This window comes from Synechocystis sp. IPPAS B-1465, from assembly GCF_003015225.1.
Taxonomy (GTDB): Bacteria; Cyanobacteriota; Cyanobacteriia; order Cyanobacteriales; family Microcystaceae; genus Synechocystis.
This window is the reverse complement of record NZ_CP028094.1, coordinates 2,261,062-2,285,625: the sequence shown is the minus strand read 5'-3', so window position 1 is coordinate 2,285,625 and position 24,564 is coordinate 2,261,062. Positions and strand designations below refer to the sequence as shown.

Sequence of the window (24,564 nt, the reverse complement as noted above, 5' to 3'; positions counted from 1 at the left end):
CATATAGTTCAAGGGCCATCGGTGCGATAAACCAACTTTTGCCAGGCTAGGCGGGCCGCACCGATCATGCCAGCTCGGTTACCCAGTTGGGCCACCAAAATTTTTAATCCCCGACGGGAAGGTAATAGCACCCTTTCCTCAATTTCCGATGCCATGGAGGGAAAAAAGTAACTGGAGCTGGCGCTTAGCCCTCCCCCAATAATTACTGCCTCTGGGGTCAACACATAGACCAAGTTCGCAATGCCCATGCCCAACCGCTGGCCGAACTTTTCCCAGTAGGCGATCGCCTCCGCATCCCCCTTGGCGGCCAATTGGGCCAATTCCAGGCCGGTCAAATTCATTTCCCGCCGTAGGGTTTGGGCAGAAGCATGTTGCTCCAAAGAACCCCGATTGCCGCTATTGCAAGGATAGCCTTCCGTTTCAATGGAAATTAGTCCCAATTCCCCCCCGGCTCCTTGGGGCCCCGTAAACAATTTGCCATTTAAAAACACCGCCCCCCCCACCCCCGTGCCCAGGGTAAGCAAAATAAAATTACGATAATCCCTGCCCGCTCCGAGCCAAGCTTCCCCCAAGCCAGCACAATTGGCATCATTCTCCAATACCGTCGGCAACTGTCCATGGTCTTCCAACCAATCCGCCAAAGGAATGTCGTGCCACTGGGGCAAATTAATTGCCAACTGGGCCACCCGTCCTGCTGCGTCCGCTGGTCCCGGCATCCCAACACCGATCGCCACACAAGCTGAATTTTTCAACAGGTCAATACCATGGGCCAACTGAGCATAAACTGCCTTGGGTAAAGCCGGTTGGGGGGTGGGCAAAACCAAGGACTCGGTGCAATCTCCATTGCTCAGGAACCGGCCAAACTTAATGGAAGAACCACCAATGTCAATGCCGATGACTTCACGATGTATGGAAGAGGGAGAACTCATGCCATTAAGGGAAAATTGGGAAAATCTTGCTAATTCTACCCCCCAGGGGAGCCATACCAGCACGGGCTGGCAACACCACAATGGGCCTCACCCATACTCCTCCAACTGTTAAACACAGGTAAAAAGAACCCTTTGGTTCAACAACCGCTTGCTAATTAACCAATTCCTTGCCCAAGCTAGTGAGCAAATTACCGCAGGCATCTTCTAGCAAATCAATCACATGCTCAAAACCAGCCTGCCCGCCATAATAGGGGTCGGGAACTTCCCGATCGCCAAATTTTTCGGTGTAATCGCAGATCATTTTTACTTTATGGTGATATTGCCCTGCTGGATCCTGGGCTAGAATATTGCGGTAATTATCCCCGTCCATAGCTAGAATTAAGTCAAATTCTGCAAAATCTTCGGGAAAAAACTGTCTAGCTCTTCCCTGCACCCGATAACCCCGTTTTTTCAAGCTTTCTGTCATGCGGCGATCGGGGGAATCTCCCACATGGTAGCTGGAAGTACCGGCAGAGTCGCAAACAATTTTTGCCCCCAAGCCTGCTTGGTCAATCTGGGCGTTCATGATATTTTCCGCCGCTGGCGATCGACAAATGTTACCTAAACAAACAAATAACAATTTCATGGGCAAAAGGTCGAAATCAAACGGATTTTGAACGGATTATCCGGCAAATTTATCCTTCGCTGGGGCGAGAACGGGCAATTTGCACGCTCAGGAAAATCACCGGCAACATCCCCGCCAGAATAATGGTCAGGGCTGGAGCAGCGGCTTCAATCAGTCTTTCATCGGAGGCATATTGGTAAACTCGGATGGCGAGGGTGTCAAAGTTAAAGGGGCGAATTACCAAGGTAGCGGGCAATTCCTTCATGACATCCACGAATACTAACATCACAGCGGTGAGCAGACCGCCGGTCATGAGGGGAGTGTGTACTTGCCAGAGAATTTGGCTGGGGCTTTTGCCCAAACTACGGGCCGCATCGTCCAAAGTGGGTTTAATTTTGCCCAAACTGCCTTCCAAGGAACCCAGGGCCACAGCCAAAAACCTGACCAGATAGGCGTAGACCAGGATGGCAATGGTACCACTCAGCAGAAGACCAATTTTTACGCCCCACATATTTTCCCACCAATCAGCCAGCCAATTGTCAAAGTTGCCCGCTGGAATCAGCACCCCCACCGCAATGACAGAACCAGGGATGGCATAGCCCATGGAAGCAACTTTGACGGCAAAGGAAGTGAGGGGTTGACGGCTCAACCTTTGGCCATAAACCAGGATTAAACCAATTACTAAGGCGATCGCCGCGGTGAGGAAGGAGAGAATTAAACTGTGGGAAGCCAGTTGAAAGAAGTTATTGTTACGGACCTCCTGGGCATAGGAAACGGTGAGATATAAAAGATAACTGGCGGGAATTAAAAAGCCCAGTAGGAAAGGAAAAAGACAAAAAGCTAATGCCCCGATCGCCCTTAGGCCCCGGAGTTGATAACGGGGGAGATTTTGGTGGGGACTGCTAGATTGATAAAACTTGGCTTGCCGGCGGGACCAGCGTTCCAGTACTACTAACAAGAAGACAAAAATCATTAAAAAGGCGGCCAGTTGGGTGGCCCCTTGCCTTTCCCCAAAGCCGAACCAGGTGGAATAAATACCTGTGGTGAAGGTATTAACGCCAAAATATTGCACTGTGCCAAAATCGTTCAGAGTCTCCATCATCACCAACGCCAAGCCAGCGGCGATCGCCGGTCGAGCCAGGGGTAAAGCCACCCGACTGAAACTTTGCCAAGGATTACAACCCAGGGAACGACTAGCTTCTAAGGTGCAAACTCCCTGTTCTAAAAAAGCAATGCGGGCCAACAGGTAAACGTAGGGATAGGACACCAACGCCAAAATGGCGATCGCCCCCCAAAGGGAACGGATCTGGGGAAACCAATACTCAGGGGCGGATTGCCAACCGAAGATGGAGCGTAGTAGGGTCTGTACGGGGCCGTAAAAGTCCAAAAGATTGCTATAACCGTAGGCCAACAAATAGGCCGGGGCGGACAGGGGCAACAATAAAGCCCATTCTAGCCAGCGGCAACCCGGAAATCGACACATGGTCACAAGCCAAGCGGTGCCCACCCCTAACACGAAAACTCCGGCTCCCACCCCCAGCATCAGGGCTAAAGAGTTACGGATATATTCCCCCAGCACCGTTGCCCAGAGGTGACTGAAAATTTCCCCCTGCCAGGAAAAAATGCCTAGAAAAACAAAAATTACCGGCACCGCAATCCAAACGGCAATCAGCAAACTGGTCAGCACCCAAAAATTAAGCAATACCTTGGGAGGAGAGGGGAGAACGGTCAAAAAATTAAACACGGCAAATCAAACACAGGGGCAAAGCAAATTCTTCCGGGTCAGGAACACTAGGCCGTAACAGGGAAAATTAACTGCTGGGGGGATCAGTGGGTTTAAACGGGTCTCCCCCAATGCCCAATTCCTTTTTGCTTTCCTTAAGACTCTTCCAAAGTTGCTTAATGCGCTCGTAAGCTTCCATCGTCTCGATTTTACCCGCTGTCTCTAGGTTACAAATAACGCTCACCTTTTGGGCAAATTCTTGCAAATTTGCGTTGAAAACCAGCTTCTCCGGTTTGAAATCCCCATAATATTTGCTTTTGGGATACAGAAATGCGTCTTTTTCCGGATTATCAGTCATATCATCTCTTCGACGGACAAGAACAGTACCCATTGTAAAGGTATTGACCGTTTTCCGGGGTTGACCGAAGGCAAAGGTATGCTTAATTGAGACCAGATAATGCCAAGGGAACTCTAGACTCGTTTCCCTAACCTTGACCACCCCGAGCTGCAACTCTCCCTCCAGCCATGGCATTGGCCCCCAACTGGCACAATTGTAATTAATCTTCTAAGGTTTGTCCCATTGTGTTCACTGGCATTATCCAATCCCTCGGTTATCTTTCTGCTCAGCGGGCCGATCGCCTGGAAATTTCCCTTAGCCCCAACGATGCCCAACGGGTTTTGGGGGATATGGCCCTAGGGGACAGCATTGCTGTAGATGGGGTTTGCCTCACCGTAGAGGCGATCGCCCACCAGGGATTTTTTGCCGACGTTTCCCCCGAAACCTTACAACGCACTACCTTAGGACGGGCTAAGGAAAGGCGCACAGCGGTCAACATTGAAACTTCCCTCCGGGTGGGGGGAAAAGTGGGGGGGCATTTTGTTTCCGGCCACGTGGACGGGGTAGGGCAATTATTGAGCAATGAACAAATCAATAACGCCTGGTTGCTCAGCTTCGGCTCAGTGGGCAGTTTACAGAAGCAATGGCAGGAATATTTAGCTCCCTATTTGGTGCCCAAGGGTAGTATTGCCGTCAATGGCATCAGTTTAACCGTGGCGGATTGCGGCGAAGACTGGTTTAACGTGGCCGTGATTCCCCATACCTACAGCGAAACTAATTTGCAGTTATTGCAGCCGGGGGATTGGGTCAATTTAGAGGGGGATATTTTGGGTAAATATGCGGCCCGATTTTTGTCCCGGGGTCGGGCCATGGGTCAAACAAAGGACATCGATCTAGCCTTTTTGGCGGAACATGGCTACGGCTAAGAAAGTGTTTGAAAAGTGCAAGGCTAGGTATTTATCCCCCTAAATCGACCCACTAAAGCTCCGGCAATACTGGGGGAGTTTCACTCAGTTTCCCCCCAAATTTGGGGGGTCAGGGGGGCTTTTGAAACATGCTCTAAGAATTTTGGGATCAGAAATTGCCTTTTAAATTCAAATTTAATCAAATTAAATTGCCTTTGCTCCACCCAATTGTTTTGCTAGGCTGGGGAAAAATATTGCAAAATTTGCCTAGACTTGCTCCTATGTCTTCTTTCCTCGTTTTTAGCTGGCGGCGATGGTTACAAATACTCATCCTGGCGATCGCCTTGGTGTTGCTCTGGGCGCCATCGGCCTTGGCCCAAGCCAATACGGTGAACTATACCTACGGAGATCTGGCCCGATCAGATTTTTCCCACCAGGATTTGAATAAGGCGGTATTTGCGGCGGCGGATTTACGGGAAAGCAATTTTGAGGGCAGTGATCTCAGCTTTTCCATCCTCACCGATGCAGTTTTTCTCCATGCCAGTTTACGGGGAGCGAATCTAAGTGGTTCCCTCGTAGACCGGGTTACCCTGGATTTTGCCGACCTGCGGGACACTATTTTCACCGAGGCGATCGCCACCCGCACCCGTTTTTACGACACCGATATCACCGGGGCCGACTTCAGCGATGCGGTGATTGATGCTTACCAAGTCAAGCTGATGTGTGAACGGGCGGAGGGAGTTAATCCAGTGACAGGGGTAGCTACCAGGGATAGTTTGGGTTGCAGATAGTTAAAAGTGTATAAAAATTGTTAATTTAAGTTGAAAATCCTGGAGTAAAATTGCCAATATTTTGGCAAATTGTCTGGGCTATTTTAAATTTTAAAGCTTTTCAACAATATTCTCCCAATCACTATAAATTGCCCCCTGACCCCGATAAATCCCTTCGCCGTCGTAGAGATTCCAAACGGTAACATTTTTAATCCAAAAGCGGCCACCACCCTTGGCAATGCGTATACCTTGGTAATTTTCAATAAAACCTTGGCGGCTGACGGTATCTAACAATTGTTGCCTTTCCGTTTGATTAGGAAGTTCTGCGGACTGACGGGATGGCAATTGACAAAATTCTACCCAGGGAAATTCAAATAATTTTTGGGCAGTAAGATTAGCATAATTAAAAATTGGGTCAGGCTCTATGCCATGGGAAACTACTACGTAGGGAGCTTCATAGACGGCCTGGGCTAGGGCCACCCCGGTTAATCCGCTGGGCCCAAAGGTTTTACCAGTTAAGCGCTCATAACTTTGACGTAGTAAATTAATATGGTCTAAATAAAACTGATTACTAGCATCGGGAACTGGACGAATCATGAAATTTATTTTGAGCTTAACTAAGATTGATCAATAGGGTTGCATCATTAACTATTTTTTATGCCAATGCCGTCCCCCAAATAATTAACACTTAAAACGGTAATAAAAATAGCTAAGCCCGGAAAAACTGCCATCAATGGTGCCGTTTCCAAATAATCCTTGGCGGTGTAAAGCATCTGGCCCCAGGTGGGCACATCGGGGGGAAATCCTAAGCCTAAAAAGCTCAAAGTTGATTCGGTAATAATGGCATTGCCGACGGCCAAACTAGCGGCCACAATGATTAAATTCAACACATTGGGTAACAAATGTCGCCAAATAATATGGTTAGAACCTGCCCCCATGGCGATCGCCGCTTTGACAAATTCCATTTCCCGTAGGCGCAAAATATTGCCCCGTACCAACCGAGCCACACTCATCCAATTGAGCAAACCAATCAGTAAAACCACCAAGATGAAAATACCTTTTTCGGGGGAAGTAGCCCTGGTGACCGGCTCCCGAAATAAATAGACCACCAGTAGCACTAAAGGTAATTGGGGCAGGGCTAAGAATAAGTCCGTAATCCGCATTAAAATCACGTCCCACCACCCCCCAAAATAACCGGCGATCGCCCCGATTAAGGTGCCTAAGGTGAGAGACACGGCCATGGCACTGAGGCCCACTGCTAGAGAAATCCGGCCACCAATAAGTAACCGAGCCAATTGATCCTGTCCTAAATCATTAGTTCCTAGGGGATGTTGCCAACTAGGGGGCACCGCTGTTTGGCTAAAATCAATTTGGTCAATGGGAACTCGATAAAAGATTGGACCAAAAACCACCGATAAAACAATTATGATCAGGGTGATTAGGCTCAAGGAAGCTAGTGGCTTTTGGAAAATTTTTCTTTGTAAGTTAATGGCCACACTTTGACCGGAAAGGGGAAAAGTTTTAGTCATAGGCTAAGCAGACGCTAACAATTTGCCAGGGATTAACATGGTTATTATTTTCCTCTGGTTGGGCTTCCTCCAACAAATTTAGCCTTGTTTTAACCCTATGGTCAAAAGCTGTGATTACTTCTAATTGGGCTGATTCTCCTGACATTTCGTAACATCGCAATACCCATTGATCAGGATAATCTTCCCTTAACTTCAGAGCCATTAAACAAAGATTATCGCTGCCAAGGTTTAACCAGGGCTCTCCCGGAGATAATAATTTTTGACTTGATAAGGGGTTGAAATTTTCAGGAAAATAGGTCCGCAAAGGACGATGGATACCATAACCCACGGCTACCGTTTTTGCCGATTGCCAATTTCCTTGATGGGGATAAAAGTAATAACTAAATTTATGTTTACCCCGGTCAGCGCTTGGATCTGGCCACACGCTACTACGCAGAAGAGTTAAGCGCATTAAATTATCTTTCACATCACAACCATATTTACAATTATTAAGCAAACTAACCCCATAATTTTCCGTTTGATCAGTTAAGGAAAACCAATGTTGGTGGGGTACTTCCCATTGGGCTTTTTCTGTCTCAGTTTGGGGATTAGTTGGGCGATCAACCACAGCACAAGGAGCTTCCGTAGTAAAAAATTCACTTTGCAAAGCGATCGGAAAAGCTGCTTTCACCATCACGTGGGTTTCTTGCCAATCCACTTCAGTTTTAATTTCTAGTAATGGAGAATCTTTGGTTAAGCAATAGTCCTGGGTAAAAACCGATTGCTGAAATTTTTTGACCACCCTTAAGCGCCAATGCAGGGGACCTTGTTCCAGCCATTGGTAATTGATCAATTTTGCAGAAGATAAAGGATATTGCTCGTAATTGGGATCAATATTCCAGGCATCCCAATATTGCCCTTGGTCGCGGAAAAATTGTAGCTGATTGCCATGGCCAGCCAAAACTTGGCGTTGGTTAGCTAAGTCATAAATGCTGGCTATTTCCCCATTATCCAAACTAATTTCAACTTTGAGTAAACCATTATTCAAAATAGGGTCTTGACTGAAAGATTCAAGTTGCTGACTGTTGGATAAAGGCTCTTTTGTTTTTAACCAATAGTACTTACAAGTCAAAGGTGGCGAGTCAACTAAAAATATTAGACTACCTTCCGCTGTAATTTGACTATTAACCAACGTTTTTGTTTGACCATCATAAACTTGATAATGCTTGCCTTCTTGAATGGGAATTTCCACAAGCTGACTTTGTGACCAATGGAGAGGATTAAAAACTAATAGTGGTGTCTCTCGTTCGGTTGAATCATGGTGATAACTAGGATAATTAATCTGATCACTGAGATGTTTTAGTGCTTGATTAATGATTTTATTAGTAGTTTGGTAAACTTCTTGCCAAGCTTGATTAGCAGTAACAAAAACCTCAGGAATAGAAGTCCCTGGCAAAATATCGTGGAACTGGTTTAGTAAAACTTTTTTCCAAGCTAGTTCTAGTTTTTCTTTGGGGTAGCTATAGCCGCCTAACCAATTAGCAAAACTACTCCAAAGTTCTGCTTCATAGAGTAAATGTTCACACTGGCGATTATAAAGTTTTTGGTCAGCATGAACAGTAAAACAGCCCCGATGCAATTCCAAATATAATTCCCTTTCCCAAATAGGAAAAGACTGATCTGATTGTAACTTCTGTTTAATGCCAGCTAAAAAATGTTCAGCCTTGGCTGTGTTAATAGTTGGGAAAAATTCCGAATTTTGCCACCGTTCCTTCATCTCCCACATATCCCGACTGGGGCCACCGCCATGGTCTCCCACCCCCGGCAACCAAAGACATTCCTTAAGTCCGGTTTGCTCTTGCCAACGATTAGCATAATTAGCCATAGGTAAGGGTTGATTATCCATTACTCCAGCTAGGTTGGGGGGAGACATTACTGTGAAAATTTCTGTCCCATCCGGCGATCGCCAGTGGAAAGCCCCATGGGGAAAGGAATTAGTATCGTTCCAGTGGAGTTTCCCAGTAACAAAATAATCGATCCCACTTTGATGAAAAATTTGGGGCAACTGACCACAAAAACCAAAACTATCGGGAAGCCAAGCAACTTTGCTAATTTGACCAAACTTTGCTTCAAAATACCTCTGGCCATAAAGAAATTGACGGGCTAAGGATTCACCGCTAATAATATTTACTTCTGGTTCAACCCACATGCCTCCTAAAAGTTCCCAGTTTCCTTTTTTAATTGCTACTTGAATTTGCTCAAATAATGCCGGTAGATGCTCTTCAATCCATTGGTATAAAACCGGACTGGTGTGGCCAAACACTAAATCAGCAAACTCTGTTTGTAAATTAATGACTGATTGAAAAGTTCTTTCTCCTACTTCCCAAGTCTCCTCCAACTGCCATAACCAAGCCATATCTAGATGGGCATGCCCTAGTAAATTTATTTGTTGTTGTTTTAGTCCTTCAGTTAACAGTAGTAACCGCTGGCGAAGTTGCAGTAATGATTGATCAAATTGTTCTTGATCTGAAATTTTATTCCAAGTAATTGCTTCTAAAGTTTTACTTAATTGAGCTAGTCTTTCTGATTCAAATTGAGCTAAATATAAGCTTAGAACTTCAATTTCGTCAGCAATAAAACCCGGATCTAGGTCAGGATATTTCCGCTCAAAAATTAATTGGGACTGCATCAATCCACCAATGTCATGGCCGGAACTAGTTAACTTTAAAGCTACGGTAAATGTTCGACCAATTTGGGAGTTATCAGTTAACAAAACTCTAGCTTTAGAATCAAATAAATCCCCAGCTTGAACTAACTCGCCATTAACAAAAATTTGAGCATCCTTGGCCCACCAAGTTAAAGCTAACCGCAATGTCAAACCATCTAAAGGATAGTCCGCCAAAGCTTTAGGCACGGTAAAAGTTTGGGCAAACCATTGGGTTTTTTCGCCTTTTTCCCAAATTAAATAACCCTTCTCGTTAACTTTACCCAATGGATAAGTTTGCCAATCAGAAATCTCCCAAGGCGCACCAGGTAAGCAATACCAATGGCTTTGACAATTTTGCCGACATAAACGCCTTAGTTGTTCCAGCACCAGGGCGATACTAATTTCCGGCAGTAAGGGACTCAACGATTCTGTCATTACTCGTCTGCACTTAGAGCGGCCAAATCTAGCAACACTTCTCCCCTTATCAACCTTTGACTGGCTTCCAATAAAGTTTCCTCAATGTAGGGCTTCACAAAGTATCCCTTGGCGCCTTTTTCTGCTGCCATGCGCTGCATTTTTTGTGCTCCCCGGGAGGTAATCATGGCCACTGGAATACGGGAAAGGTTGGGATCTTCTTGAATGCGCTCCAATAATTCCAGACCGTTCATGCGGGGCATTTCAATGTCACAGAGAATCAAATCACAGGGTAAGCCAGACTTGAGTTTTTCCCAGGCATCCTGGCCATCCCGAGCAGTTTCTGTATGGTAATCGGCTTTTTTAAAGGTCATAGAAAGCATTTCCCGCACCATCACCGAGTCATCAATAATTAACACCGTCGAACGTAGGGTACCTGGATTACTTCTCACAATGGTGGGAGCTTCTTCGGAGAAGTTGCCTCGGGCTTTTTTGAAGCGAGAAAGAATGGAATTAGTTTTGCGGGTACTGCCGGGGAGTAACACCTCCCCATTCAACATCCGGTTGGCCGCGTCCAAAATGTCTTTTTCTGTATAGGGCTTGGTGAAATAGCCCGTTGCCCCCAGCTTGGCCGCCACTTTACGATGGCGATCGGCTCCCCTGGAAGTGAGTAAGGCCACTGGAATGGAAGATAGTTCTTCGTCTGCTTGCAGTTCCGATAACAATTCCAAGCCATTTTTGCGGGGCATTTCAATGTCACAGAAGACCAAGTCACAGGGCAGACCAGACTTGAGTTGATCCCAGGCTTCCTGTCCATCCCTAGCCTGTTCTACCCGGAAACCAGCTTTTTTGAAACTGAGGGAGAGCAATTCCCGCACCGTGATGGAGTCGTCCACAATTAGCACAGTGGGGTCCATGTGGACTTCATTGACCGTGGGGGTCAGGGTTTTGCGCCATAGTCCACCACTGCTGTCAGTGCGGAGACGACCCTGGGCAATTTCGATCAGTTCCAAAACATCGGCAATGGGCATGATGCTACCATCCCCCCGCACGGTAGCCCCGGCAATGCCTGGAGGTTTGGGAATGGGCCCTTCAATTTGCTTGATAACAATTTCTTCTTCCCCTAATACCTGGTCTATCTGGAGGGCTAACAGGTTACCAGAACTCCCCCGGGCAATGATGACCCGCACCACATCTTCCTCTTGCTTGCCCCCATACACACTACCCCGGCTTAATTGCCGGTTATAGTTGAGCAAATCTTTGAGGGGATAGAGCGGTAAAAGCAGGGCTTCCTTGCCGTATTTAACGCACTTTTGACCATCCTCATCGGTAACAATGTCTTTGGGCAAATAGTCCCTGGTATCTTCCACCCCGTCCATGGGAAAGGCGATGCGAGCCCGATCGCTCAGGCAACAAAGGGCTTTGCAAATGCTCAGGGTGAGGGGCAAACGAATGGTAAAAGTGGTGCCCTTGCCCACAGTGGATTCAATGTTGATGGCTCCGCGAATATCGATCAGACTGGTGCGTACCACGTCAAGACCTACTCCCCTACCGGCAAAGTCGTCCGCTGTGTCCTTGGTGCTAAAACCAGCATGGAACAGGAGGTCATAAACCTCTGACTGGGATAGGCTCTGGGCCTCCATACGGCTAATGAGCCCTTTTTCCACTGCTTTTTGTTTAACCATTTCCGTGTTGATCCCTGCTCCATCATCGGAGACGGTGATCAGGGTTTGGTTGCCCTGGAGAAAGGCCCGCACTGCTAGATGCCCTTCGGGGGATTTGCCTAATTTTTGTCGTTCTGCTGGGGTTTCAATACCGTGGGTGATGGCATTGTTAACCAAATGGGTCATGGGATTGTAGAGGTGCTCCAAAATCATTTTGTCGATGAGCACGTCGCCCCCTTCCACCTCTAGGTTGACTTTTTTATTCAATTTCATGGACACTTCCCGGATGGCCCGTGGCAGGCGATCGGCGGTTTGGGTAAAGGGCACCATGCGAGATTTGGTCATTCCCTCCTGTAACTGCGTAGTCACCTGCCGGAGGGTTCGGGCCACCTGATCTGTCTCGTCCACCAAGTACTGAATATCCGACGCAGATTCCCGCACCCGCACAATTAACTCGATCATCTCCTGGGAAAGCAGGTGAAATCCGGTAAATCGATCCATTTCCAGCGCATCCAAAGGCTGGTCATTCATGGTCGAGGAACTAGAGGCCGTGATCCTGGCATCGGGGTAGGTGGTTTTCGAGGAGTGGTGACGGCTGTTGGTGCTGCGGCTGGCTAAAAGGGCCCCTTCCAACAAAGTTCTTTCGTATAAATCCTGCATCCGCCCCCCCACATCGCTGAGGTTTTGGGCTTGGTTGAGCAGATTATCCAAAAACTGTCGTAAACGCTCCTGATCCTGTTCAAGGCGATTCCGTTTGACCACTAGCTCCCCGATCAGGTTACTGAGGTTGTCAAGTTGTTTGATGGGCACCCGCATAGTTTGCTCAAAACTACGGGATTTAACCTGCCTAGGTCGAGCGGGCAGCCGAGCCCCTCCCATGCCGGCTATGCCCCCCCCCAGACTGCTATCCGCTTGCTCTAATAATGCTTCTAAGTCTTTGAATTCATCCTCGTCTTCCTCCATAGCCACCGGTAAACGAAAAGGATGGCTGATGGTGGCAAAAGATTTTGGGGCTGGGGTATCGATTAAAGTCTCTAGTTCGGTAAAGGAAAATTCTTCGTCCAGGACAGGGGCATTAATCAATCCGTCTAAGTCATCGATCGCCGCAAAAAGCAGGACCTCATTTGTCAATGGAGTTACCCGATCAGCCCCAGCAAAGGAGTGCAAACCAGGGTTGGTAATGGCGGGCTCGACGTCCCCTACTCCTAGTAAATCCTGCAATTCGGCTAGGTCATTGTCATCTAGGCCACCAGCGGTCTGGTAAGCGGGGGCATTGGTCTCAGGAATGGAAGCCAGGGGATCAGCTTCCATCATCTGGTCGATTTCTAGCCAACTGGAGCTTTCAAAGGGATCGATCGCCGTTGTGGGGGCATCCTCATCGGTAAAGAGAGCGTCTAGTTCCGCTTCCGGGGAATTAAAATCTAGGGTCATGCGGACCGGCGGATCTTCCTCTCCAGAGGACGGCGAGCCAAACCCTTCACCCTGGATGACGGTGGGTTCTCCCTCAAATAAATCGCCAAAATCCAGTTCTTCAATCCCACTGTTAGTCTCCTCACCGGCAATGAGGGAAGTAAAGGCGTCATCCCCCTCTTCCTCCTCAAACCAATTTTCAAATGCCTGGGCTGGATTGGGATCGCTAGTCATTGCTTCTTGCTACTCTTCCACACGGTATCCAAATTCTAACAACTGCTGGCGAGACTGCCGCCATTTTGGTTCAACTTTCACAAATAGTTTTAAATAAACATCCCCGGAAATTAATTTTTGAATTTGTTGCCGGGCCGCAGTGCCGATCGCCTGAAGCATACTACCTTTTTGGCCAATGATAATGCCCTTTTGGGAACCTCTTTCCACTGTGATGGCGGCAAAAACATTGGTGCGTTCGGGCGTTTCTTCCACCTTCTCAATGGCGATCGCCACGGAGTGAGGCACCTCCTGGCGGGTGAGCAACAAAATCTGCTCCCGAATTAACTCGGCCATAATGAACCGTTCCGGCTGGTCGGTGACCAAATCCGGCGGATAGTAATAGGGGCCAGGATCCAGTCTTGCCTCCAAGGCACTCTGAAAATTGCTTAAACCTTCCCCCGTCAAAGCAGAAAATTTAAAGCAGGGCCAACCATGGTTTTCTGTCAGGGTTTCATAGCTAGCGTTAAGTTCTTCCCGCTGGTCTGGGGGCTGTTGGTCCTGTTTATTGAGTCCTACCACCACCGGCCCGTCAGTTTTTTGCAGCAAATCCACCACAAACCGGTCTCCCCGTCCCAAAGTTGCACTGCTGTCCACAAGAAAAACGACTAGATCAACGCTATGGATAGCTTGGATCGCATTTTTTACCAGCACCCTTCCCAACTCATGGTGGGGTTTGTGAATACCAGGGGTATCGAGCAAAATTATCTGACTGCTGGGGGTGGTGATAATGCCCTGTAAGCGGTTGCGAGTGGTTTGGGCTACGGGGGAAGTGATGGCAATTTTTTGTCCGACCAATTGGTTCATCAAAGTTGATTTACCCACATTGGGACGGCCGACAATGGCCACAAAGCCGGAACGAAAACCCGCAGGAGCCTGGGGAATAGTTGCAATGGTTGCGGTGGTGTTGGGAATATCCATTGAAAAAATCAAGCCTAAAAATTCCTTAGTTTATGGAGGGTCAAGCGGAAAAACGTTAAAAACTCCACTGAGTTAATCAACCAGAGGAAAAAGTCAAGGAGGTAAACTATCCGCCTGGAAAACGGCTTGCCAGCTTGACAAAAAAATATGTTGGGTTAACCCCACTGTGCCATTCGGTAATCCTTCATCTTGGCCCTTGTGGAATCCCTTAATGATTCGTCATCATGGTGATATTGATTTTTTGGGTATCTTTTTAGCTATGCGGCTGTAGGAGCGTGGTATTGGTTTCGGCGGTAACGCCCCAGCCTAGAACCACAAAAATTATTATTTATTCCCGAACCTTGTCACCATTTGCGGCGTCTAAAGGCCCACTCGTTAGGACACGGTGTAAAAAAAATTGACGACTGCACTACCCTATTCTCCACCATCAATGACTTAGTCTAAGACATTTTTGGGAAAGATGGTAACAGTGACAGTTATTCTGTTGCTCTTCATTAAGGAGTCATTCCGAATGCCCACCGCCAATCTCTCCTCCCCTACCTCCCCCCCCACTTTCACCGCCGATATGGTGAGGTCCTATCTCCATGAAATTGGTCGGGTACCCCTGTTAACCCATGAGCAAGAAATTATCCTCGGTAAACAAGTCCAACAAATGATGGCCCTGCTGGAGCACAAGAAAGCCCTGGCTGACAGATTGGGCCGAGAGCCCTCCGACCCGGAATGGGCGGAAGCGGCGGATTTGTCGGTGACGAAATTACACCGCTATCTGGGCCAAGGGGAACGGGCCAAACGGAAAATGATTGAAGCTAACCTCCGGTTGGTGGTGGCGATCGCCAAGAAATATCAGAAGCGCAATATGGAGTTTTTGGATTTGATCCAAGAAGGTAGCCTGGGTTTAGAACGGGGGGTGGAAAAATTCGACCCCACCAAGGGTTATAAATTCTCCACCTATGCCTACTGGTGGATTCGCCAAGCCATCACCCGGGCGATCGCCCAACAGGGCCGGACTATCCGTTTGCCCATTCATATCACTGAAAAGTTAAACAAAATCAAAAAAACCCAACGGGAACTTTCCCAACAATTGGGCCGCAGTGCCACCCCCGCCGAAGTAGCCAAGGCTCTGGAAATTGACCCTAGTCAAATTCGCGAGTACCTCAGTCTGTCGCGCCAACCCATCTCCCTCGATGTGCGGGTGGGGGATAATCAGGACACAGAATTGTCCGAACTCTTGGAGGACGAAGGGGTTTCCCCCGATGCTTACATCACCCAGGAGTCCATGCGTCAAGACCTGCAAAATTTACTGGCGGAATTAACACCCCAGCAACAGGCTGTGCTGACCATGCGTTTTGGTCTTAACGATGGCCAAGAGCTATCTTTGGCTAAAATCGGCCAGCATCTCAACATCAGCCGGGAAAGGGTCCGCCAATTAGAAAACCAAGCCCTTGCGCAACTGAAGCGTCGGCGGGCTAATATGGCAGAGTATATTATCGCCAGTTAGTTGCCCAACTACGGTGCCACTCGGCCAGCATCTGGCCAAGCTAAATAGGACTGAGTTTTTTTCCCTCTGCCATGGTAGGGGGAAATTTTTTTTTGTCGGGCAGGGGGGAGTGGAGGGCTGTTTCGAGATCAGCTTTGCCCAGCCGTTGCTCGAGAATATTCATCACTTCTCGACCGAAATCATTGGGATTTTGTTGCCAAGCCTGGAGGCAAACTTCGCCGAAAAACGAGCCGAGGGGTTCTGGATTCCAGAGTAATTTTTTGGCGGTCCAGGGCATCATGCTCATGGGGTCATAGCCTGGTTTGAGAATTTCCTTGTCCAGGGCATAGGTTTCCAGATGGGTGTGGGGCTGTAGCCCAATGAAGAAAATGGCTGGTTCTACTTTGTCTGCCCCAAAAATAGCTTCTAACTCCCGATGGTAGGCAATGGTTTGGCGGATGGTGTCTAGGGTTTCATCAATAACATTGAAGGAATAATTGACGGAAACCAAATCATTAAAGCCTGCCCCCTTTAGATCCCGACAATTCTGTAACACGGTGCGGAGATTGTAACCCATGCGCATTTTGCGTACCAATTCCTGGGAACCACTGGTGATACCAATTTCAAAGTAGTTCATCCCCGTTTGTACCATCAGTTCACACAACCGAGGGGTTAAATTGTCAGCTCGGATATAGGCAGCCCAATGGATATCCTCCATGCCCGACGCGGCGATCGCCTCCAGCAATTCCACCACATCATCTATAAAAACCCTAGCCGGAATAAATTGAGCATCGGTGAACCAAAAATTGCGAATGCCCCGGTCATAAAGTTGCCGCATTTCCTTGACCACTTCGGCGGCGGGATTAATTCTGACCTGTTTCCCTTCCACCACGGTGTAAACGCAGTAACAGCAATTGTGGGGACAACCCCGCTTAGTTTGTACCCCTAGGTAAAAATCATCCTCCTGGAGGTAATAGTCAAAGGCCGGCCAAATTTGCTCGATGTAGTCATAATCACAGGCAGTTTTTACCATGGGGGAGGGCTGTTCATGGATTAACCGGGGCCGGGGCTGACTGCGGCCGACTATGTAACACCGTTCGTCTTCAATGGTTTGCCCCCGTAGATATTTTTCTAACAGGGTTTCCCCTTCTCCCACAGACACAATGGTGCCCGCTGGCAACTTGGTTTTTAACTGTTCGTAAAAAACACTAACTGCTCCGCCCCCGACAATGATTTGGGGATCACTGCAATAACGCTTTGCCCTCCGCAATCCCCGGTTTATTAGTCTTAAATTACGCCATAATTCGCCGTAATAGGCACTGGTAACTTTCAAACCACCTAAGGCTCCCCTCAGCTTCACCAAGGGATTTTTTCCGTAGTAAAACTCAAACGCGTTCTGCAGGGGATTACCACCCCTACCCCCCACCGGAGCATAGATTTGAATGTCCCGCCAGGAAAAAACCAAAATTGTCGGCTGAAATTCATCAATACATTCATCAAGGGCCCGGTTGAAATCCAGGGGAGGAATGGTGCCTAAATCGAAAATCCGCTGGGCGGTCGCCGGAAAACATTTATGGACATGGTCCGCCAGATAAATCACCCCAATGGGGAAAATCGGGTTACAGGGAAGACGAACGTACAAAAGGCGATCGATCATGGCGTTGGGGCACTGGTAGGGTGAGATCAGCAACGGGAGGGACTACCCCCACTTACTCACAATTGTAATATATCTTAACGATTGCTCGGAGCCGCCACCCTCAGCATTCTGACCGTTCTAGCCCCAAGTAATCACCAACGCCAAAGTGCAATGCCTCGGAAAAATTTTCTTGAGTCCAGGGACAAAGCCAGAGTCAAAAAATTTGATTGTAATTATCTTTACAGCGGATCGGGATCAGCGGGTGTTAGCTTTGTCCAGAATAGTTAAAAGACCTTTTTTTAATAAAAATCCCATGCCTGCCATGTCCCAAATTCTTGATCCCATCCCCAACAACCAGCCATCAGCCTTATTCTGTTGCTACGTCAATGCCACCAATCAAATCCAAGTGGCCCGCATTACCAATGTCCCTAATTGGTATTTTGAAAGAGTTGTGTTCCCTGGTCAACGGTTAGTATTTGAGGCAGTGCCCAGCGCTCAGTTAGAAATTCATACTGGCATGATGGCCAGCTCGATTATTTCGGACACCATTCCCTGCGAACAACTGAGTATTGATCCCGACGGATTAGCAGCGGGCGGTTTCATCTCTCCAGAAAAAGAACACGAGTCCGAGGATATGACTTCCCAATCCTTAGTGGCTTAGCAATGAATTAATGAATTGGAATACTTAGGCCATGCCACCGGCCGGCAATGGATAGTCCACGGACAAAGCACTAAGAAAAAGGTATAGGGATGGAAAGCAGAAACTGTTAATTACTCTCTCCGATGGGTAACCACCACCGTCATATAATTGAGCGGAAAGTATGGCAACCAGGCCCTGAACTCAATTAGTGGAATAACGACGGTATGAAGATTTTATTTGTGGCGGCGGAAGTATCCCCCCTAGCAAAGGTAGGTGGCATGGGGGATGTGGTGGGTTCCCTGCCTAAAGTTCTGCATCAGTTGGGCCATGATGTCCGTGTCTTCATGCCCTACTACGGTTTCATCGGCGACAAGATTGATGTGCCCAAGGAGCCGGTCTGGAAAGGGGAAGCCATGTTCCAGCAGTTTGCTGTTTACCAGTCCTATCTACCGGACACCAAAATTCCTCTCTACTTGTTCGGCCATCCAGCTTTCGACTCCCGAAGGATCTATGGCGGAGATGACGAGGCGTGGCGGTTCACTTTTTTTTCTAACGGGGCAGCTGAATTTGCCTGGAACCATTGGAAGCCGGAAATTATCCATTGCCATGATTGGCACACTGGCATGATCCCTGTTTGGATGCATCAGTCCCCAGACATCGCCACCGTTTTCACCATCCATAATCTTGCTTACCAAGGGCCCTGGCGGGGCTTGCTTGAAACTATGACTTGGTGTCCTTGGTACATGCAGGGAGACAATGTGATGGCGGCGGCGATTCAATTTGCCAATCGGGTGACTACCGTTTCTCCCACCTATGCCCAACAGATCCAAACCCCGGCCTATGGGGAAAAGCTGGAAGGGTTATTGTCCTACCTGAGTGGTAATTTAGTCGGTATTCTCAACGGTATTGATACGGAGATTTACAACCCGGCGGAAGACCGCTTTATCAGCAATGTTTTCGATGCGGACAGTTTGGACAAGCGGGTGAAAAATAAAATTGCCATCCAGGAGGAAACGGGGTTAGAAATTAATCGTAATGCCATGGTGGTGGGTATAGTGGCTCGCTTGGTGGAACAAAAGGGGATTGATTTGGTGATTCAGATCCTTGACCGCTTCATGTCCTACACCGATTCCCAGTTAATTATCCTCGGCACTGGCGATCGCCATTACGAAACCCAACTTTGGCAGATGGCTTCCCGATTTCCTGGGCGGATGGCGGTGCAATTACTCCACAACGATGCCCTTTCCCGTCGAGTCTATGCCGGGGCGGATGTGTTTTTAATGCCTTCTCGCTTTGAGCCCTGTGGGCTGAGTCAATTGATGGCCATGCGTTATGGCTGTATCCCCATTGTGCGGCGGACAGGGGGTTTGGTGGATACGGTATCCTTCTACGATCCTATCAATGAAGCCGGCACCGGCTATTGCTTTGACCGTTATGAACCCCTGGATTGCTTTACGGCCATGGTGCGGGCCTGGGAGGGTTTCCGTTTCAAGGCAGATTGGCAAAAATTACAGCAACGGGCCATGCGGGCAGACTTTAGTTGGTACCGTTCCGCCGGGGAATATATCAAAGTTTATAAGGGCGTGGTGGGGAAACCGGAGGAATTAAGCCCCATGGAAGAGGAAAAAATCGCTGAGTTAACTGCTTCCTATCGCTAACAATCTCCCGGCAGTGAAGTAAAATCCTGAACCCTAATCCCGCTCCACTGCCGACCCCAATTCTCCTTGCCTAGGCAAATTTGAAAATTTTTTCTGATCAATGCTTGTGGTGAAGCAAAAGCTATGTTAACGTTATAAATCGTGCCAATGAAGCACAACGGGTCGCTAGCTCAGCGGTAGAGCACTCGGCTTTTAACCGATTGGTCTTGGGTTCGAATCCCAGGCGACCCATTTTTTCCAAAACTCCAAACATGTTACCAAAAGCTCCCTAATGGTGGTCTTGATCGCTCGCCCTTAGAATTTTGCTTTTGCCAAGCCCTTCCTCCTTGGTTACTGCCAGCTTAACCATCCCGTTCACAGCCGAGAGAAATTACAAATAAAGGCTATATTGTAGTTGAGCTTCCCCCAGAGGGTTTTGGAACCATTTAGGAATGAATTTTTACTGGCCCCGTTTTGTCAAAGTTTTTTATCGCCGTGAGCCGATTTCCAGCTTCATTCTAATTGTGGCGGCGGTGGATATGGTCATGGGTGGAGTAGATGGTAAATGGAGTTTATTTTCCCTGGGCTTAATGGTAGCCATGTTAGGGGTGGGCATACGCTGGTGGCAGTCAGAAAAAACTAAGGCGATCGCCGTGAAACAATCTCCCCGCCGTTATTTGCCCCCCAGTGGTAGTACCCAGCGACAACCTCTGCCCATGTTAACTAAGCAACATCGTCGCTAAGCCAGCAGGGCATTTCTCCAGTGGCGATCCAGGTAACCGGAAATACTTCGGCAAAGGCTTGAATAACTAGAGGTTGAACTATCTCCACAGTGAGACCAGGCAAGAACTGGTTTAGGCTTCCTACAGGCCGATCGCCAATGCCACAGGGCACAATGTGACTAAATCCCTCTAGGTCGGGGCAAATATTCAAAGCAAAACCATGGCACGTAACCCAGCCACTAACCTTAATGGCGATCGCCGCTACCTTATGACCTTCCAACCAAACCCCCGTTAAACCAGCAATGCGTTCCCCCTGCAGGTCCAATTTCTCCAGGGTGATGATCAGCACCTCTTCCAGTTGTCGTAAATACCAGTGCAGATCCTTCTGGAAATGGTTTAAATCCAGGATCGGATAGCCTACCAATTGCCCCGGACAATGGTAAGTGACTTCCCCACCCCGTTCCGTGCGCCACAATTCCGCTGGGGGATATGCCGGGTCGAACTTCAGATATTTGGTTTGGGAGCCAGTGCCCAGGGTGTAGACCGGGGGATGCTCCAACAACATTAGTCCGTCCTCCCGTTGGCGATCGCGCTGTTTGGCTCTGACCCATCGCCGCTGATATTGCCAAGCTTGGCAGTAGGGCACAAGTCCGAACGATAATAAACGACAGGAAGGATTGGCCATGGCGCTACAAAGGAAACGGAATCAAACTAAAGTTCAAAGTTGGCAGAAATTAAGAAACGTAAAGAGATGCAAAGGAAAGTCAAAATCACCTGACCGATTAGGTCTTATTCAATACATAGTGCTAATCTGAAGATAGTCTTAGGAGTTAATTATTTACCACCACAATTTTCTGGAAAACTTTACCTCTACCCTAGGGATGATTAAAAGTAAACTAGAGAATAACAAGGTTGGGTTTATAATTCATCACCAAGCTCAAATTTATGGTGTTTTTTCAATGATCCATGCTTTTGATATCTTTAGCAGAAAGGCATTTTAAGTAATGATTCCACCTCACTGTTTCTCGGAAAAATTGCCCAATCTAACTTAGTTTTTATAACTTAAGTTTAGATCTGCGGAAAACCAACCATTGCTCATTTTTTATTAATTTTACGAAGGGAGAATTCAGTATGAAACTGTTAATTCAGGGCAATAATATCACAGTTACTGAAGCGATTCATGATTACGTGGAAGAAAAAGTCGAAAGAGCAGTTAAACACTTTCAAAATCTGACCACCAAAGTTGATGTTCATCTTTCCGTGGCCCGCAACGCCCGCATTACTAACAAACATAAGGCGGAAGTAACGGTTTATGCCAATGGCACAGTGATCAGGGCCCAGGAAGGCAGTGAAAATCTTTACGCCAGCATCGACCTAGTTGCCGACAAAATTGCCCGTCAGTTGCGGAAATATAAAGAACGCATCCAAGATAAGCAACATGGCAATGTCAAAACAAGCGAAATTGTTGAAGACAAGCCAGTGGAAGAAAATCTCATCGGCGATCGGGCTCCCGAGCTACCTTCGGAGGTATTGCGGATGAAATATTTTGCTATGCCCCCCATGGCCATTGAAGACGCTCTGGAACAGCTACAGTTGGTGGACCATGACTTTTATATGTTCCGTAACAAGGACACAGATGAAATCAACGTCATCTACATTCGTAACCATGGCGGCTATGGCGTTATTCAACCCCACCAAGCCAGCTAGTTAATTACTGAAGTGAAGTCTAATCTAACCTAGTGTCATAACCTCAAAATAAAGCAAGGATGGGTCCTAAGGATCCATCTTTTTTGTTGCCAAAAACTTTATTCCGTCGCCCCCTCAAACAAAAGCCCCCAGGCTTTCATGCTGTAAGTAACAGCAAAGCTAACCCAGGGGAATAAACACACTTAAGAGGTACGATTACGATGCAGTAGTATGGCGACGCAATAGAATTTAGCGACTACGGGGCAACAGGGCCACTGGATTAACGGCATTAGTCCCGCCTACCCGAATTTCAAAGTGGAGGTGAGGCCCAGTACTGCGGCCAGTACTTCCCATTTCAGCAATTTGTTGACCTTGTTCAACGTATTCTCCCCGGCGCACCAACAAGCGATTGTTATGGGCATAGTAGGTAACACTGCCATCACCATGGCGAATTTTGACCAAATTACCAAAACCGCCGGAGTTCCAACCAGAAAACACCACCTCCCCGGAAGCCGCTGCCATAATGGGAGTACCAATGGGAGCAGCAATGTCAATGCCTCGGTGCATGCGACCCCAACGGGGACCAAAACCAGAAGTGAAGACCCCCTTAGCAGGCCAGATGTAACCGTTAAACTGACCCGGGCTACGGGGAAAGTCGGGGGTACTCAAGCCCGGCAGCTCAGGGCTAACTTCTTGGATGACAGGGATTTGAATGGTGTCGTTGTAGCCCTGGACAGGACTGGGGGCCGCCCCGACGATTTGGGACTGGCCGACGGAGGTGGAAAACTGACTTCTTTGTGCCTGGGGAGAATATTGCCGTTGCAACTGGGCTAGATCCTGCCGGGGCTGGTTGAACTTGGCCGGTAGGGCTTGGGGGGAACGGGCTTGCCAATCAGGAACTGGTTCGTTATTAACTTGGCGGGCAACGGTCAGGGCACTTCGAGGTACCATAGGAGTCCTGATCGGTTGAGTTTGATTGAGTTGGGTTACCTCTGCCCTTAGTTGAGTCTGGTACTGGGCCTCGGGTTCTGCCTGGGCCCTGGCTACGATTGTTGAGGCCGTTGGCTGGGTAGAAACAAAGCTGGGCAAGCTGGGGGGGGTGGGTTCCGGCACTGCCGCCACAGTGTTGGGAGGAGGAATCACTAAAATCTGCTCTGCCTTAATCTCGTCAGGATTACTCAAACCATTGGCTTGTTGGATTTTCTCCGGCTGAATGTCATGGCTGCGGGCAATCTGACTGAGGGTGTCCCCTGGCTTCACTTGGTAGGATATTTGTTCGGCACTAGCGGGAGCAACATTGGAGGGAGAGGGCAAGGCCGCAACGGCCGGGCCGGTTTCCAGGACTACCGGAGCACTGGGTAATGGGGATCTGGTAATAATCTCCGGTTCAGTTTCGGGAGGGATAACGGCGATCGCCACGGGCTGGTCAAGATTTAATGCAGTTTCCACTGGTTGGACCGGCTGGGCCATGCCATTCTGACGGAGATTATCTAAGGAAATATCCTCTCCGGAAGCCAAAGACTCATCTTGTCGTTGGGCTCTCGTGGGCGCTGGGGCCACAGCAGGGAGAGCCGGTACGGGCAAAGACTGGGGATTGGCTGGGCTGGAGCTGGGCTGAACTTCAATGGCAGTGAACTCTTCCGGGCCCACTACGGCAATGGGAATGGGGCGATCGCCATGGGCGGCGGCAGCCACCTCTACGGGGCTGGGCAGGGAAGCTTTTGTATCGAGCTTGATGCCCGCATCTTCAGCAGTACTTTTAATTCTTTGGGAAGTTAACTTCTCTTCCAACGGTTCAATGACGGTGCCCTGCATGGGGCGACTCACATCGGCAACTAAAGTTTGGGCTTTGGGCTTAACAGCAGTGGTATTAGCGGTGCTGGAAGACTGACCGGGAGCTAAGGATGAAGAGACAACCATGGAATCAGTCTGCTCCAGGGGAGCCAGGGGCGGGATGGTGGCGGCGGGGACTTGGTCTTGAACTGCTTTTGCAGAAGAACTAGGTCTGGGAATATTCAGTACTTGTCCCGCTTGTAGTTCCGTATCAGTGCTGATGCTGTTGGCCAGGGCAATGGCCTTGGCGTCCACTTGAAAAGCTTGGCTAATTTGCCAAAGGGACTCTCCTTCTTTGACTTGGTGCTTCAGGGAAGGGGAAGCCAGCATCGGCTCAGTGGAGGAGCCATGGGATTGGTCTAGGGATAAATTACTCACCGCAACCAAGGGGGAGTTGCCAGAACTGGCGGCGGCGGTGGCGGTTTGGGAAAACAACATACTCGTTGCTCCCATGGAAACGGCTAAACCCACCATTGCAGCAGAGCGGCGAACCCGACGGTATCCTTCGCCCAGGGGCACAGTACCCTCCTGTTTAGTGCTTCCATCATAGGAATTAATCTCCATAGGCGGAGATGGACACGAGGGAAAAAATGTCGCCGGTTGATTGAGTACGTCTTTCAAGAAGAACCTCCTTGTGTGTGAATGAGCCTAAAACCTAGAACTAGATTGTTAGACCGCCCCAGTCATTTCAGGTTTAATGGGAGATTAAATTCCACGACTGAATCTGACTGAGCCAATATACCTAATGAAGAATGAAGACTGCTAAGAAAG

19 protein-coding genes and 1 tRNA gene are annotated in these 24,564 nt (G+C 48.4%); 8 read left to right on the top strand and 12 right to left on the bottom strand.

The window, feature by feature from the left end; all coding sequences use genetic code 11:
* Positions 1 to 8: 8 nt before the first annotated feature.
* The 4 genes from C7I86_RS10810 to C7I86_RS19200 form a co-directional block, all read right to left on the bottom strand.
* Positions 9 to 992, bottom strand: coding sequence for an ROK family protein (locus C7I86_RS10810; protein WP_010873261.1), 984 nt, complete (start codon positions 990 to 992; stop codon positions 9 to 11).
* Between the two features lie 88 nt (positions 993 to 1,080).
* Complete coding sequence (locus tag C7I86_RS10805) at positions 1,081 to 1,554, bottom strand: low molecular weight protein-tyrosine-phosphatase (protein ID WP_010873260.1); 474 nt, start codon at positions 1,552 to 1,554, stop codon at positions 1,081 to 1,083.
* 49 nt (positions 1,555 to 1,603) lie between these two features.
* Positions 1,604 to 3,277, bottom strand: a complete 1,674-nt coding sequence (locus C7I86_RS10800) for an iron ABC transporter permease (protein ID WP_010873259.1) — start codon at positions 3,275 to 3,277, stop codon at positions 1,604 to 1,606.
* A gap of 67 nt (positions 3,278 to 3,344) precedes the next feature.
* Complete coding sequence (locus tag C7I86_RS19200; RefSeq protein WP_041426016.1) at positions 3,345 to 3,614, bottom strand: hypothetical protein; 270 nt, start codon at positions 3,612 to 3,614, stop codon at positions 3,345 to 3,347.
* Positions 3,615 to 3,838: 224 nt separating this feature from the next.
* On the opposite strand from C7I86_RS19200, the gene ribE reads away from it, so the two are divergent.
* Positions 3,839 to 4,519, top strand: a complete 681-nt coding sequence (gene ribE, locus C7I86_RS10790) for a riboflavin synthase (RefSeq protein WP_010873257.1) — start codon at positions 3,839 to 3,841, stop codon at positions 4,517 to 4,519.
* Between the two features lie 260 nt (positions 4,520 to 4,779).
* Positions 4,780 to 5,289, top strand: coding sequence for a pentapeptide repeat-containing protein (locus tag C7I86_RS10785; RefSeq protein WP_010873256.1), 510 nt, complete (start codon positions 4,780 to 4,782; stop codon positions 5,287 to 5,289).
* 90 nt (positions 5,290 to 5,379) lie between these two features.
* On the opposite strand, the gene C7I86_RS10780 is transcribed toward C7I86_RS10785, so the two are convergent.
* The 5 genes from C7I86_RS10780 to era are packed head-to-tail and all read right to left on the bottom strand — an operon-like array spanning position 5,380 to position 14,162.
* The gene (locus C7I86_RS10780) at positions 5,380 to 5,865 is read right to left on the bottom strand and encodes an MEKHLA domain-containing protein (protein ID WP_010873255.1); all 486 of its coding nucleotides are present in this window, start codon (positions 5,863 to 5,865) and stop codon (positions 5,380 to 5,382) included.
* A gap of 47 nt (positions 5,866 to 5,912) precedes the next feature.
* Positions 5,913 to 6,797, bottom strand: a complete 885-nt coding sequence (locus C7I86_RS10775; protein WP_010873254.1) for an ABC transporter permease — start codon at positions 6,795 to 6,797, stop codon at positions 5,913 to 5,915.
* A complete protein-coding gene (locus tag C7I86_RS10770) occupies positions 6,790 to 9,918 on the bottom strand; it encodes an alpha-mannosidase (RefSeq protein ID WP_010873253.1) in 3,129 nt (1,042 codons plus the stop codon). Before C7I86_RS10770 ends, C7I86_RS10775 begins: the two co-directional genes overlap by 8 nt.
* Positions 9,918 to 13,205: a hybrid sensor histidine kinase/response regulator gene (locus tag C7I86_RS10765; protein ID WP_010873252.1), complete on the bottom strand. Its 3,288-nt coding sequence runs from the start codon at positions 13,203 to 13,205 to the stop codon at positions 9,918 to 9,920. Before C7I86_RS10765 ends, C7I86_RS10770 begins: the two co-directional genes overlap by 1 nt.
* Positions 13,206 to 13,214: 9 nt before the next feature.
* Positions 13,215 to 14,162 carry a GTPase Era gene (era, locus tag C7I86_RS10760; protein ID WP_010873251.1) on the bottom strand — a complete coding sequence of 316 codons (948 nt, stop codon included), beginning with the start codon at positions 14,160 to 14,162 and terminating at the stop codon, positions 13,215 to 13,217.
* 460 nt (positions 14,163 to 14,622) lie between these two features.
* Here era and C7I86_RS10755 point away from each other — a divergent pair, with 460 nt between their 5' ends.
* On the top strand, positions 14,623 to 15,660 hold the full coding sequence (locus C7I86_RS10755) for an RNA polymerase sigma factor, RpoD/SigA family (RefSeq protein WP_010873250.1): 1,038 nt from the start codon (positions 14,623 to 14,625) through the stop codon (positions 15,658 to 15,660).
* A gap of 40 nt (positions 15,661 to 15,700) precedes the next feature.
* Here C7I86_RS10755 and C7I86_RS10750 read toward each other — a convergent pair whose 3' ends face one another.
* The gene (locus C7I86_RS10750) at positions 15,701 to 17,296 is read right to left on the bottom strand and encodes a photosystem II high light acclimation radical SAM protein (protein WP_010873249.1); all 1,596 of its coding nucleotides are present in this window, start codon (positions 17,294 to 17,296) and stop codon (positions 15,701 to 15,703) included.
* 145 nt (positions 17,297 to 17,441) lie between these two features.
* Between C7I86_RS10750 and C7I86_RS10745 the strand changes: the two genes are divergently transcribed.
* The 4 genes from C7I86_RS10745 to C7I86_RS10730 all read left to right on the top strand — a co-directional run bounded on the left by C7I86_RS10745 (position 17,442) and on the right by C7I86_RS10730 (position 20,295).
* Complete coding sequence (locus C7I86_RS10745) at positions 17,442 to 17,936, top strand: DUF1830 domain-containing protein (RefSeq protein ID WP_010873248.1); 495 nt, start codon at positions 17,442 to 17,444, stop codon at positions 17,934 to 17,936.
* A 203-nt stretch (positions 17,937 to 18,139) separates the two neighbouring features.
* A complete protein-coding gene (gene glgA, locus C7I86_RS10740; protein ID WP_010873247.1) occupies positions 18,140 to 19,573 on the top strand; it encodes a glycogen synthase GlgA in 1,434 nt (477 codons plus the stop codon).
* 159 nt (positions 19,574 to 19,732) lie between these two features.
* Positions 19,733 to 19,804, top strand: a tRNA-Lys gene (locus tag C7I86_RS10735).
* A 200-nt stretch (positions 19,805 to 20,004) separates the two neighbouring features.
* On the top strand, positions 20,005 to 20,295 hold the full coding sequence (locus C7I86_RS10730) for a hypothetical protein (protein WP_010873246.1): 291 nt from the start codon (positions 20,005 to 20,007) through the stop codon (positions 20,293 to 20,295).
* Here C7I86_RS10730 and lipB read toward each other — a convergent pair.
* Positions 20,276 to 20,959: a lipoyl(octanoyl) transferase LipB gene (gene lipB / locus C7I86_RS10725; RefSeq protein ID WP_010873245.1), complete on the bottom strand. Its 684-nt coding sequence runs from the start codon at positions 20,957 to 20,959 to the stop codon at positions 20,276 to 20,278. The two genes, C7I86_RS10730 and lipB, sit on opposite strands and share 20 nt — an antisense overlap.
* Positions 20,960 to 21,405: 446 nt before the next feature.
* Here lipB and hpf point away from each other — a divergent pair, with 446 nt between their 5' ends.
* Positions 21,406 to 21,981: a ribosome hibernation-promoting factor, HPF/YfiA family gene (gene hpf / locus C7I86_RS10720; protein ID WP_010873244.1), complete on the top strand. Its 576-nt coding sequence runs from the start codon at positions 21,406 to 21,408 to the stop codon at positions 21,979 to 21,981.
* A 228-nt stretch (positions 21,982 to 22,209) separates the two neighbouring features.
* Here hpf and C7I86_RS19510 read toward each other — a convergent pair whose 3' ends face one another.
* Positions 22,210 to 24,357, bottom strand: coding sequence for a peptidoglycan DD-metalloendopeptidase family protein (locus C7I86_RS19510; RefSeq protein ID WP_010873243.1), 2,148 nt, complete (start codon positions 24,355 to 24,357; stop codon positions 22,210 to 22,212).
* Positions 24,358 to 24,564 lie beyond the last annotated feature (207 nt).

Bases quoted from the DNA above. Each gene is read 5' to 3' on its own strand.
- C7I86_RS10730 (WP_010873246.1), top strand. From the start codon at position 20,005: ATGAATTTTTACTGGCCCCGTTTTGTCAAAGTTTTTTATCGCCGTGAG.
- glgA (WP_010873247.1), top strand. From the start codon at position 18,140: ATGAAGATTTTATTTGTGGCGGCGGAAGTATCCCCCCTAGCAAAGGTA.
- lipB (WP_010873245.1), bottom strand. From the start codon at position 20,959: ATGGCCAATCCTTCCTGTCGTTTATTATCGTTCGGACTTGTGCCCTAC.
- hpf (WP_010873244.1), top strand. From the start codon at position 21,406: ATGAAACTGTTAATTCAGGGCAATAATATCACAGTTACTGAAGCGATT.
- C7I86_RS10750 (WP_010873249.1), bottom strand. From the start codon at position 17,296: ATGATCGATCGCCTTTTGTACGTTCGTCTTCCCTGTAACCCGATTTTC.
- C7I86_RS10765 (WP_010873252.1), bottom strand. From the start codon at position 13,205: ATGACTAGCGATCCCAATCCAGCCCAGGCATTTGAAAATTGGTTTGAG.
- C7I86_RS10805 (WP_010873260.1), bottom strand. From the start codon at position 1,554: ATGAAATTGTTATTTGTTTGTTTAGGTAACATTTGTCGATCGCCAGCG.
- C7I86_RS10775 (WP_010873254.1), bottom strand. From the start codon at position 6,797: ATGACTAAAACTTTTCCCCTTTCCGGTCAAAGTGTGGCCATTAACTTA.
- C7I86_RS10780 (WP_010873255.1), bottom strand. From the start codon at position 5,865: ATGATTCGTCCAGTTCCCGATGCTAGTAATCAGTTTTATTTAGACCAT.
- C7I86_RS10785 (WP_010873256.1), top strand. From the start codon at position 4,780: ATGTCTTCTTTCCTCGTTTTTAGCTGGCGGCGATGGTTACAAATACTC.
- C7I86_RS10770 (WP_010873253.1), bottom strand. From the start codon at position 9,918: ATGACAGAATCGTTGAGTCCCTTACTGCCGGAAATTAGTATCGCCCTG.
- C7I86_RS10755 (WP_010873250.1), top strand. From the start codon at position 14,623: ATGGTAACAGTGACAGTTATTCTGTTGCTCTTCATTAAGGAGTCATTC.
- C7I86_RS19200 (WP_041426016.1), bottom strand. From the start codon at position 3,614: ATGACTGATAATCCGGAAAAAGACGCATTTCTGTATCCCAAAAGCAAA.
- era (WP_010873251.1), bottom strand. From the start codon at position 14,162: ATGGATATTCCCAACACCACCGCAACCATTGCAACTATTCCCCAGGCT.
- C7I86_RS19510 (WP_010873243.1), bottom strand. From the start codon at position 24,357: ATGGAGATTAATTCCTATGATGGAAGCACTAAACAGGAGGGTACTGTG.